Genomic DNA, 12,710 nt, shown 5'->3' on the forward strand with positions numbered 1-12,710 from the left:
GTCAAAAAAAAAGATGAAACCACTATTTGTATTGCTCTTAACTTTTATCCTTACCCTGCTTACTATAAAATTTAAACAGGGCCATTATAACATTACCTTATCCGCACGTATTGCCATGTCGGTCATGTTACTTTTTACCGCAATAGGTCACTTTTTATTTACAGAAGGTATGACCATGATGGTTCCCGATTTTATGCCATTTAAAAAGTCAATTGTTTACCTGACTGGAATACTGGAGGTATTGGGTGCAATTGGACTTCATATACCACAAATTAAAGCACTTACAGCATGGTTATTAATACTGTTTTTTGTATTGATGTTACCTGCAAATATTAAAGCATCTCTCGAAACCATCAATTATCAAAAAGGAACTTTTGATGGAAATGGTCTACTTTATTTATGGTTTAGAATGCCCTTACAATTACTATTTATCATATGGATCTACATGAGTACAATCAAATCCACTTAATTTGAATTGTAACCCCAACTAACCCTTACTTCTGTTAATAGAAATCTGTATGCATCCCCTTCGTTTCACAAGCTAAAATACGGGTATTTTAAAATGATTATATTTGACTACTGACAAGTTATTCTTGTGAACAAAAAGCAACGTTGCTTTGGATATAATTGGCAATAATGATCATGAAAAAAGTAATACTCCTTCTATTCTTAACCACACTAGCCCTTAATATTCATGCCCAAGAACAGATTGAAATTAATTGTGACTCAGTCAGTGGAAACTTTAAACACCTTCATGGTTTTTTGCACGGTGAAGTAAATTTACAAAGCAAACCTCAAGCCTTACAATTGGTCAAGGATGGCAATTTTAAATTTTGGAGAAACAGTAATGCATTTGACAATCAGGTTTTAGCAGACAGTTTAGGCTTTAACACCAGCATTATTATCAGTGATATTTATGCAAACAACCAAGGTGGCTATCAAAATGCGCAACCATGGACCAACTTTACACAGTATAGGTCTTTTTTAAGTACTCTTTTTACCGCTACAATCGGCAATAATTTAACACCTCATTATTGGGACGTTTGGAACGAACCCCAAAGTACAGAATTTTGGACGGGCAATTTCTCTCAATTAATTCAAACTTATCGCAACACTAATCAAATAAAAGATAGCATTGCTCCCAGTATGAAATTAGTAGGACCGAGTATTGTTTCCTATGATGAATTATTTATCCAAACATTTTTAGACTCCTTAGCTGCGCATGCCATATATTTAGATGCCGTTTCATGGCATGAATTTGGTCTGCCCGATTCGCTTACCCTACATGTGAATCAATTTAGAACACTGCTTCAAAATAATCCACAATGGGGTAACCCTGAAATACACATCAACGAATATTCCCCCCGTCAAACCAATCAAATTCCTGCTTGGAAGGTGGGTTGGTTTTACCATTTAGAAAAATCAAATGTAGACTGGGCTAATAATGCCTGCTGGGATGATATGGATGATGGCGTAAACCAATGGAACAATTGTATTTGGGGATTGAATGGCATACTTTCATACGACGAAAGCTCTCCCCTTCCAATATATTGGGCACACAAGGCATACGGGACCATGCAAGGAGAAAAGGTTTTGAGCACTGGAACCGATTCAAAAACCATTGCCATTGCCAGTATCGAAAATCAATCATTAAAAATATTGACAGGCAGGTATTATGCCATAAAAACTGGTCAAATGCTATTTCAAGCTGACAGTAACAAAGCTATAGCAGATGTATCCCTAAAAATAACAAACCATCCCTTTGCATTAAACTCTGTACAAAATATTTCAATTGAAAGAATTCCCGCTGGAGATACTATTTTCATGCATTCTCCCCTACCCAGTCCCATTACTGTATTCAATGGCAACTTAAGTATTACATCTGATTCCATAAATATTGATTTACCTGGATATATGGATGGAGACAGTTATTACATTTCCATTAATTCTCCCCTTCTGGCAAGCGAAAAAACAATTGAACCTAAACCTAAAAGCCCTTGGGTTTATCCCAACCCGACGCATGACCTCATCCATATCATTTATCCATATACCTCAGCATGGACACTAGAACTTTACACACTAAGTGGACAAAAAATAATGGACATCCAAAATCCGGGTGAACAAGTAAATCTATCCGGAATTAATAGTGGTATCTACTTACTCTCTTTTCAAGACAAAGATTGGAGAAGTTTTAACTTAAAAATTATCAAAAGATAGTCACGAGTCCGTACACTCAATACTTACAGACTAACAATAGCTCAAATGAAAAACTTCCAACACCTGTTTGCATCCTTATTGGTCCTTTCCATCACAAGCTGTCGTTCAGAAAATAAGGCAGACATCACACCAGTCCTTCCTGCCGAGATAAGTATTCAAATTCCCAGCGATACAACAGCACTTATCCCTGCTGAAGAAAACACTAAAACAACTGAAAATAAAGTTCGGAAAGTGAAGAGCAGCGTCAGAGCAAACAGCCTTGTTTCCTTAAAAGAAATTTATATAGATAGCATTGAATTCATAGGCTATAATGACGATTTTGATTATTTCTTACTCACCGGTAAAAAAAATAAACGTGCCATTGACTTTTTTTATGATTGGCAATGGAAAAAAAATGGCGCATATGACTTTAAGTCTGGCGACATCATTGAAGTCAAATGGAAGATGGATACTTTTTGGGTGGCTGGAGATGGAGAAAGAGCAGACTTTCATGAATGGGTAATAGATGCAAAAAAATTAAATAAGAATTAATGAAATCAAAAACTGCAATAAAAGTAATGTTGTGGCTAATATCCGCCATTATCATTTTTCATATCTGTATACTCGTGCATGTCATTCCATACGAATTTACCTGGGGAGGCAGACTTAAAAACAAGGAGGAGATGTTTGTTTTTGAATCCATATCCATACTCATCAATCTGCTATTAATTGCTGCACTGCTTATAAAAGGTAGCTATATCAAGCCAATCCTCCCAATAAAAGTAGTCCATATCATCCTGTGGATTTTCTTTGGCATTTTTTGTTTGAATACCCTTGGAAACATGGTCGCTAAAACTAACTTTGAAAAGTCTTTTACTATATTGACCCTGACATTTGCATACTTGCTATGGATCATTTTAAGGAAAGACAATAAATAAAATACACTTTAATCCAACACATGAATAAAAGAGCTACCAAAAAAGCAGCATACAAAGCAATTGTAAAAGAAAATAAAAGTCACCAAACCACTTTTGATGAATTGAGACCAGTAAGTGAAATGACCAGAACTGATTTGGCGAATGAAGTCAGCAGTATTCCTTCCCTGGCTAAATTCAATGAACTTAAAAATTTGCGCATCACTTACATTGTGCTTCTTGGTGTTATTGTCATTTTAAGAATTCTTGGCGGTCTTGGCTTGTCAGAAGGAATGACCATTAACCCCATCTTATTAATGGTTGCCATTCTCATTAGTTTATTAGTGCCATTTGTCGGTATTTTTGGAGACCTTACCCGTCGATATGGTTCCTACCGATTTGTTGGAATTCTTTTAATTATTGGTGTCGTACGTTCAATCAACCCTGAATTGTTTAACGATACCCTCAATCTTATATTCTTAATTCCTTTTTTAGCGGTCATTGGCCTCGCATTTTATATCCCTGCTAAACTAAAGACCAGTTACACATCAAAAGTAAATAAGGAAGAGAAAGATGGAAAAGTGATCACCCAAACCAATATTGTATTTGAAGAAGAAACGCAGTTGAACGATTCTGAATTGTTAGATGATTCTTTTGTGATTTAAGGATAAACTTCACAATTGATAATACTCAATTACATCAATGTTCTGAAAATTCTCAGCAGCATACATCCCTTAGATAAATCAATTAATTCCCCTATTCCATTTATTATAAAACCATAGGCAGTTCTATTAACATAGTATTCGTTTTTATTTAATATTCAATTAAAAAAATGTTCATTTAAGCATTAAGCTGACTTAACATAGAAGGCTATTTGAATATATAATTTCGCGGTTCAAAACGAGAAATTATATACAAAATGCTAAAAAATTACTTTAAGATATTCGGTATCTTCTGCCTAGTGCAAGGAAATGCACAAGTCATTCACACCGACCCAACCCTACCTTATACACAAGACTTCAACAGCTTGTCTTCCGTTTCAACTTCCAATTCATATGCTAGTTTACCTTTGGGATGGACTTGTATAGAGTCAGGTTCCAACGCCAATACAGAATACCGTGCCGACTATGGCTCAATGGCCGGTGGAGATTTATATAGTTATGGCGATACCACCAGTACAGACAGTTTAGAAAGAGCTTTAGGAAGTATCGGTTCTGGCAGTCTTTCTCGTAAACATTTTGGAATGGCAATTGTTAATTCGTCTACAACCACAATTAACTCTTTTACCTTAAAGTACACAGGAGAGTTATGGCGGGTTGGAAATGCACAGCGATCAACTTTTCAAGATACCTTACACTTTTCTTATGGCGTTAACATGACCGCTATTAATGATATCAACTTTACACCATTTAACGGATTAAATTTTATCAGTCCAGCTGACCCTACTGATGCTAGAAATCAAGAAAGTGTGAACGGAAATGCCCTAGGGCAAAATGTGTTGATGCAACAAACCATTAACGTCAATATTGCACCCAACGATACATTGTGGTTGAAATGGTACGATTTTAACTCAGCAAGTTATGATGATGCTTTGGCCATTGATGATGTTAGTATTTATTTCCAAAGTCCACCTGCTGCCACATCTTTATATGGTTCGCTTAATGCTTTAGATACTTATTACACCGAAGACTTTGACACACTTGGCGCTGATTACGGTACTGCATATAATTACAGTACACTCCCTAAAGCCTGGTTTGCCATTGAAGAAGGATCTAATACAAACAATACCTATATTGCACAACACGGCGATATTGCCAGTGGTAACATTTACAGTTTTGGTGACAGTTTAGGTACAGACCGCGCATTTGGATCAGTTGGAAGTGGTGGATTAGCCAAAGTAAATTACGGTTCTGCTTGGATTAACAATACTGGACAAGTAATCAATAATGTAGAGGTAAATTATACTGGTGAAATGTGGCGTCAAGGTCGTCCAAACCGTGCAACAGGTCCCGATACTTTATTCTTTAGCTATGCCGTAAATGCCAATGATGTTTTTACGGGTAACTATACAGCATACGATTTATTAAGTTTTCACTCTCCAGTAATCAATGGGACATTAAATACACCAACGAATGGAAATGATCCCGCATACCAAACGGTAAAAAATGGGGTGATCGGAAATCTAAACTTGCAACCCAACGACACCTTATGGGTAAGGTGGATTGATCGAAATTCAAATAGTTATGATGATGGACTTGCCATAGATGATTTTAGTATTGCAGCAGTAACTACAGCAAGTGTATTGACCGTAGAATTTCAAGACGAAAATACTTATCTAAACGAAAATGATGGTATAATAGCATTACCTATTTTAATCAATAACGCAAACAACTTTTTAACGCAAGTTGAAGTTTCTATCGAATCAACCGGAACTGTAGATTTATGGTCAGATTTGAATTTAACAGCAGCTATAGTCTCTTTTCCTGCCGGATCAACACAAGGTTTTGCATACTTCAACTTTGAAATTTTAAATAATTTACCCTTTGAAGGAGATGAGTATTTTGTATTAAAATTATCGAACCCAAACAACGCATTTTTGGGAACGAATATTTACGATACCATTCATATTGCAAATTATGAATATCCTCAAGTTTCCATTGCGGACTTAAGAGGTGTAGATGCAAATGGCATTGCCGATTCTTTGAATAAAAGCTTCTTAATTCAAGGGGTAACACATGGTGTTAATTTTAATTATACCAATGGTATTGATTTTTATATCATGGAAGGAAACTACGGCATGAATATATATAATGCAACTTTAAACAATCAATACAATTTTCAAGAAGGGGATGAATTAAAAATATGGGGTAAAATTAACCAATTCAAAGGCATGACTCGTATGGAGAATATTGACTCGATTGCGGTTGTTTCTACTTCTAATTCTCTTGAAACACCATTAGTAATTAATAAGGTTTCGGAACCACAAGAAGCAACTTATGCTACAGTTGATTCCTTAATCCTTTCTCCTCAAATTAACACATGGCCTTCCAATTTGTCCGTTCAAGCCATTAACATTGCTACGCAAGATACCTTATCTATCTTTGTATCTTCTAATTCAGATTTAGCTAACCAGACAGCACCATTGAGTACTTTTAAAATGGTTGGTATTGGGGCCCAAAAAAGTGAAAACATTATCGCTCCCTACTCAGGTGGTTATCGCATGATGGCACTATCAGTAGAAAAACACAGTTTTTTATCAAATAAGGAAACAATCCATAAATCAAACTATAGTGTTTATCCAAATCCAAGTAAGGGTTCAATTACCATTGCAGGAGAAATGCAAAATACAAAAGTTTCGATTTACACCTTAGCTGGTCAATTATTAATGACAAAAAACATGCTTTCAAATCAGCAAAACATGGACATTTCACAGCTAGAAAATGGTGTTTATTTGGTGAAAATTCAACAAAACGAAGCAAGTGAAATAATTAAAATAATCAAACAATAATGAAATTAATTTCAACCATACTAACCACAATTCCATTACTCTTTAATAGTCTAGTGGGACATGCGCAGACTTCTTTTACGCACGGACCAGGCAATGAAATTGAGACGGTATTTTTTAATCCACAACTCGCACCATTTTACCACGGTGTTGCTTCAGGTGATCCCCTTCAAGATAGGGTGATCATCTGGACGCGAGTGACACCTGTTTCCGACACATTGATTCCTGTAAGTTATGTGATGGCAACAGATACTAACTTTCAGAATATAGTCGCGCAAGGAAATACTTCTACAGATTACACCAAAGACTACACTGTAAAAGTGGATGTTTTAGGTTTACAACCCAATGTTACCTATTACTACTATTTTACGGCACTCGAAAAAAATAGTTTAATTGGTAGAACACATACCCTGCCAGCTGCCAATGCAGAGCACTTAAGATTTGCTGTTGGCTCTTGTAGTAATTACCAAATGGGATACTTTAATTCCTACAAACAAATTTCAAAACACAACGATTTGGATGCAGTCATTCACTTAGGCGATTATTTTTATGAGTACCCTACCTACAGTTATGGCTATACCGTAGCAGTAGACAGAACCCATAGACCAAATCACGAAATAATTACCTTAGATGATTATAGGGTAAGACATAGTTATTATAAACTCGACCGAGATTTAATGGCTGCACACCAGCAACAACCATTTATTTGTGTTTGGGACGATCATGAAATAGCAAACAATACCTACGAAACAGGTGCGGCCAATCACGACAGTGAAACGGAGGGGGATTTCATCATCAGAAAAGAAAGTGCCATACGGGCTTACATGGAATGGATGCCAATCCGTATGCCTGAATACTTTGGAGGAAAACCACAAATTCGTCGTACTTTTAATATCGGCGGTTTAGCGGACTTAATCATGGTAGATACTAGAGTTGAAGACAGAGATAAGCAAGCCTACAGCGCTGCAGATCCAATATTTCAGGACAGTACACGAGAAATTTTAGGTGCAACTCAAAGACAATGGTTATTCGATCAAATAGACCAATCGACTGCCACTTGGAAAATTTATGGCAACCAAGTGATGATGTCTGAAGAAGGGGAAAACTCTCCGGATCCAGATGCTTGGACAGGTTATCCTTTTGAAAGAGAAAAAGTGATTGATAAATTAATTTCAACTGCGGATAAAAACCATGTTATACTCACGGGAGATACACACCGCTCATGGGCATTTGACTTGACCAAACATCCTTTTGATACAGCCTACTACCAACCTTTAACCGGAAATGGCACTTATGGCGTTGAATTTGCTGCCCCTAGTTTGGCTTCTCCAAACAGAAATGAAAGTAGTCCAGGAACCGACCAAACCCCTTTTCAACAAGCTTTATTGTACGAAAATCCACATTTGCAATATATTGATTTGGATAACCATGGTTATTTTATATTAGACCTTACTAATTTAAAGGCCCAAGCCGATTACCATTATGTAGATACTAAATTCCGTTCGGATAGAGACAGTATTGGCAAAGGATGGTTTACCATTAAAGACCAAGGTTATTTGCAACCCGCACTGCAACCTGCTAACGGAAAATTAGTCCAAGCAGCTCAAGCACCTACTAACCCGATAGTTTATGTGGCACCCATAGGACTTGGAATTACAAATTCAAATAACGCCATGTTTGTCACCGGCGTTTATCCCAACCCAACTACTGACTATTTAGTACTTGGTTTATCTATGAACGAAGCAGATAACATTTCCTTGAAATTGGTCGATTTATCTGGACAAATTGTCATGGAACAACAATTAACGTTGTCTTCCGGTAATCAGAAAATTCAATTCGATCTTCCTTTGGATATAACCGCTGGTATGTATCAATTACTGATTCATGCTGAGTTGAATCAAATACAATACAAGAAAAAAATAATCGTACAAAAATAAAATCGAACCACAATTTAAAAAGGCTGTCTACTAAAGACAGCCTTTTTTTTTGACCAAATATTAAGCCTAAAACTTTATGGCTACTTTCGAAAACTCCCCCACCCTAAATTTAAGTGCAACCTTATTAACTATAATTATTATTTTGTATTAAAATAAAATATACTATATTGTATAACATTGTCTCCAATTAACTAGATTATATGTGACTAAATAATTGATTTGAGAAACCCCCGTCAATGAAAAACTTATTAAAATCCATCAAAAAAAGGTACATTATATATGTAGCTATTATTATTGTGATTGTGATTGCTTTTCTTGTGGTAATACAAAACAGTATCACTACACAAAAACATTACAACCAGATAATTAACAGCTATAAAAATCAACGAACCTTAAGCCAAGACATAGTCAATTTAGCCACTTATTTTGGCTCAAATTTAACCAAGGATGAAGCAATAAATGCGTCAAATACTTTAAAAATACTTACCAATGAAATTGACCGTAATCATCAAAATCTTGCTATAGAAAATAACAAAAACAGCTATTTAGATTCCTTACATAAAATAAGTGAGCGATATTTAACACAGATGGTTTCTGCAAGTAGAAATATTGCTACTCAAACGGATTCAATAACATCCAAAAATGAAGCAATTTATATTTCGGCGGCTATATTACCCTATTTATCTTCCTTGGATGTTATCTTAAACGAATACCAAGTAAATTCAGAGCACAATCTTCGCTTCCTGCTTTACACATTTTACTTTCTTGCGCTAATTATTGGATTTGTATTATTGGCGGAATTTTTATTTGTTTTAATGCCTGCCTTAAATCAATTGGTAGATCAAAATAAAAACCTGACAAGAGCAAATAACCAATTGGCTAAATCTGAAAATAAAATCAATACCAACCTGATTGAACTAAGAAAGCTTAAAATAGATTTAGAATTAAAAGAAAAATATAACAAAATTTTTATTGAACAATCCCCTACTGCTATAGCAATGCTTGACAATGATATGCATTACATTGCTGTTTCCCAACAATGGATTCGTGATTTTAAGATGGAAGGGATAAAAGTAATTGGACGTTCTCACTACGATCTTTTTCCTGAAATTGAAGCGGATTGGAGATTAATTTACTTAAAGTGTTTGGGTGGAGAAATTGACACTTGCGAGGAAGTACAATTTAAACGTGCAGATGGAAGTGTTCAGTGGATTTTTTGGGACATTCGACCCTGGTTTATTTCGCATGAAAAAATTGGTGGCCTACTCATGCATACCGGAGACATAACACCAACAAAGGAAAAAGAGATTGAGAGACTGCGTTATGAAAAAATACTAGAAAACACCAATGTAATTGCTAAAATTGGAACATGGGAAGTTGACTTAGTCACCAATAAAGTTTTTTGGAGTTCTATGGTTCATCAAATTCACGAGACACCAAAAGGATACCAACCTACCCTCGATAATAGTATACACTTTTATAAAGAAGGTAAAAGTAGAGACACAATAATAAAGGTAGTTCAGCAAGCTATGGAAACAGGGATTGCCTATGATGTTGAAGTAGAACTAATCACTTATTTAGATAATCCAGTGTGGGTGAGAGCAATTGGACAAGCGGAAATAATAAATGGTGAATGTGTGCGTATTTTTGGCGTTTTTCAAGATATATCAGAAAAAAAATTATCCCAAATAGCTTTAATACAAGCAAACACAAAATTAAAAGCAATATTTAATGCAGGTACGATAGCCATTGTTTCTACCGATAACAATGGTATAATTAACTATTTCAATCATGGTGCTGAGAAACTATTAGGCTATACTGCTAAGGAAATGGTTGGCATCAAAGCACCTGAAAGCTATCACAATGAAGCAGAATTAGAACAATTTAAAAAAGACAAGGCAAAGGAATATGGTATGGACCCTACTGCCATTAATCCATTTGTAGAAATGGGTAAAAGAGATAAATTCGACACCAGAGAATGGACTTATACTAGAAAAGATGGTACTACATTCCCGGTGGAATTGACCCTCACTTCCATTAAAAATGATCTAGGCGAAAAAGTAGGTTTCTTGGGAGTTTCCCTGGATATTACGGAAAGAAGAAACAAGGAGAACGAATTATTAAAAAAGAATAAATTATTAAATTTTGCAGAAACAATTACCTTATTAGGAAATTGGCAATGGAACATAATTACAAATGAAGTACAATGGTCTAATAATTTGTATAATATATTTCAACTGGATAAGGAGACACTGCATTTAAATTTTGATACCTATTTTAGCCATGTGCATCCCCAGGATAAAGTCGCGGTTACCGACCATTTTAATAACGCTATTAAGTTGAAAAACCTGACTAGTTTTACCCACCGCATTATTGCAGGAGATGGTAAAACAAAAACTATCCAACTTTTAGGCGAAGTAATCACCAATAACCAGGGCGAGGTTATAGAAATGATTGGTACTTGTCAAGATGTAACCATGCAAAAAGTGGCAGAAAACAAGTTTAGAGGCTTATTGGAATCTGCTCCGGATGCCATGGTAATTGTAAATGAAAAAGGAATTATTCAACTCGTGAACAAACAAGCTGTAAAATTATTTGGCTATCCTGCTGTAGAATTATTTGGGAAATCTGTTGAAATTCTAATTCCAAAAAGATTTGCTGGAAGCCATCCTGGAAGTCGTAGCGGATTTTTTGCTAATCCTAAAACAAGGATTATGGGACAGGGAAAAGAGCTTTATGGTGTCCATAAAAAAGGAGAAGAAATACCCATCCAAATAAGTCTTAGTCCTTTAAAAACAGAGGAAGGCCTACTAGTATCCGCCGCCATTCGCGACATTACCGCTCAAAAGTTGGCCGAAGATAAAATATTGGAAAGCAAGGAGGATTTAGAAATATTAGCCAATCAATTAACGACACAAAATACACAATTAGCAGATTTTGCACACATAACTTCCCATAACCTGCGGGCGCCAGTGAGTAACTTAAATTCATTAGTCGAAATTTACCATGCAGCAGAATCGGAGGATGAAAAAAATATGCTTTTTCTTAAATTTGAAAAAGTAATACATCACCTCACCTTTACCCTAAACACATTAGTAGATACCATCAAAATACGGAACGAAACGGCCATGGAGTTTAACATGATCCCCTTTGATGAAATATTAAATACAACGAAGGATATACTTGCTGGAGAACTCATTAAATCGGGTATAATTATTACAAGTGATTTTTCTAAAGTTGAAAAAATTTACTACAATAAGGTTTATTTAGAAAGCATTTTTCTTAACTTAGTGGGCAACGCAATAAAATATAGGGCTGAAGATCGAGTTCCGGAACTATTTATCCAAACTCAAATTTCAGACGGAAAAATAAGTATTTCTTTTAAAGACAACGGTCTGGGAATTGACTTAAAAATGCATGGCCATAAATTATTTGGTCTAAATAAAGTTTTCCATAGACATCCAGAAGCAAAAGGCGTAGGTTTATTTATGACCAAAACTCAAATTGAGGCAATGGGTGGGAAAATATGGGCGACAAGTGAAGTTAATGTTGGTACTAGTTTTAATATAAATTTTCAAGAATAATATGAATACACCTTTTAATATATGTATTGTTGATGATGATGACATCTATCAATTTACCATGATGAAAACATTGGAAATGATAGAATCTTCAAAAAAATTAATCGCTTTTTATGACGGTGAATCTGCCTTAAATTTTATGTTGGATAACTTACATAATGAAAGTGAACTTCCGGATGTAATTTTATTGGATATCAACATGCCTATCATGGATGGATTCCAGTTTATGGAAGAATACGTAAAAATCAAACCAAAAGTGGGGAAAAAAATAACCATTTATATGGTTACTTCCTCCGTAGATGACGTCGATAAAGAAAGGGTGAAAAAGATTAGTGATGTTTCTGACTATATCGTTAAACCCATTTCACCTGGTCAATTAAAAGAAATAATAGATAAACTAGTCTAAAATAACTTAGGGAACCTACTCGAGCATGCATCACTGACTATAGCTGACTAGGTAATTATCGGATACCTATCAAAACCTACTCCCCTATCTTTATTTTCCCTTCCCATAACGCAGCATTTATGTAAGTTATGGTAGACCGTAAGAAAAGAGTAAATCATTCGATTTAATAAA

Annotated in this window: 9 protein-coding genes; all 9 read left to right on the forward strand. The window is 35.3% G+C overall.

The features are described 5' to 3' along the window. The first annotated feature begins 13 nt into the window (after positions 1-13). The 9 genes from DNU06_RS08070 to DNU06_RS08110 all read left to right on the forward strand — a co-directional run bounded on the left by DNU06_RS08070 (position 14) and on the right by DNU06_RS08110 (position 12,539). Entirely contained in the window at positions 14-469 is a 456-nt protein-coding gene (locus tag DNU06_RS08070; protein WP_111062745.1) for a DoxX family protein, read from the forward strand. Between the two features lie 173 nt (positions 470-642). After that, positions 643-2,217 (forward strand): T9SS type A sorting domain-containing protein, encoded by a 1,575-nt coding sequence (locus DNU06_RS08075; protein WP_158526849.1) that lies wholly within the window; start codon positions 643-645, stop codon positions 2,215-2,217. Between the two features lie 45 nt (positions 2,218-2,262). Further along, positions 2,263-2,748 carry a hypothetical protein gene (locus tag DNU06_RS08080; protein ID WP_111062747.1) on the forward strand — a complete coding sequence of 162 codons (486 nt, stop codon included), beginning with the start codon at positions 2,263-2,265 and terminating at the stop codon, positions 2,746-2,748. Further along, a complete protein-coding gene (locus DNU06_RS08085; RefSeq protein WP_111062748.1) occupies positions 2,748-3,134 on the forward strand; it encodes a hypothetical protein in 387 nt (128 codons plus the stop codon). The genes DNU06_RS08080 and DNU06_RS08085 overlap by 1 nt, the downstream gene beginning before the upstream one ends. Positions 3,135-3,154: 20 nt before the next feature. Next, positions 3,155-3,775 carry a hypothetical protein gene (locus DNU06_RS08090; RefSeq protein WP_111062749.1) on the forward strand — a complete coding sequence of 207 codons (621 nt, stop codon included), beginning with the start codon at positions 3,155-3,157 and terminating at the stop codon, positions 3,773-3,775. Between the two features lie 254 nt (positions 3,776-4,029). Then, positions 4,030-6,618 (forward strand): T9SS type A sorting domain-containing protein, encoded by a 2,589-nt coding sequence (locus DNU06_RS08095; RefSeq protein WP_111062750.1) that lies wholly within the window; start codon positions 4,030-4,032, stop codon positions 6,616-6,618. Further along, a complete protein-coding gene (locus tag DNU06_RS08100; protein WP_111062751.1) occupies positions 6,618-8,552 on the forward strand; it encodes an alkaline phosphatase D family protein in 1,935 nt (644 codons plus the stop codon). Before DNU06_RS08095 ends, DNU06_RS08100 begins: the two co-directional genes overlap by 1 nt. Before the next feature lie 236 nt (positions 8,553-8,788). Then, entirely contained in the window at positions 8,789-12,136 is a 3,348-nt protein-coding gene (locus DNU06_RS08105) for a PAS domain S-box protein (protein WP_111062752.1), read from the forward strand. Between the two features lies 1 nt (position 12,137). Next, positions 12,138-12,539, forward strand: coding sequence for a response regulator (locus tag DNU06_RS08110; protein ID WP_111062753.1), 402 nt, complete (start codon positions 12,138-12,140; stop codon positions 12,537-12,539). Positions 12,540-12,710 lie beyond the last annotated feature (171 nt).

It is taken from the genome of Putridiphycobacter roseus (assembly GCF_003234935.1).
GTDB lineage: Bacteria > Bacteroidota > Bacteroidia > Flavobacteriales_D > Crocinitomicaceae > Putridiphycobacter > Putridiphycobacter roseus.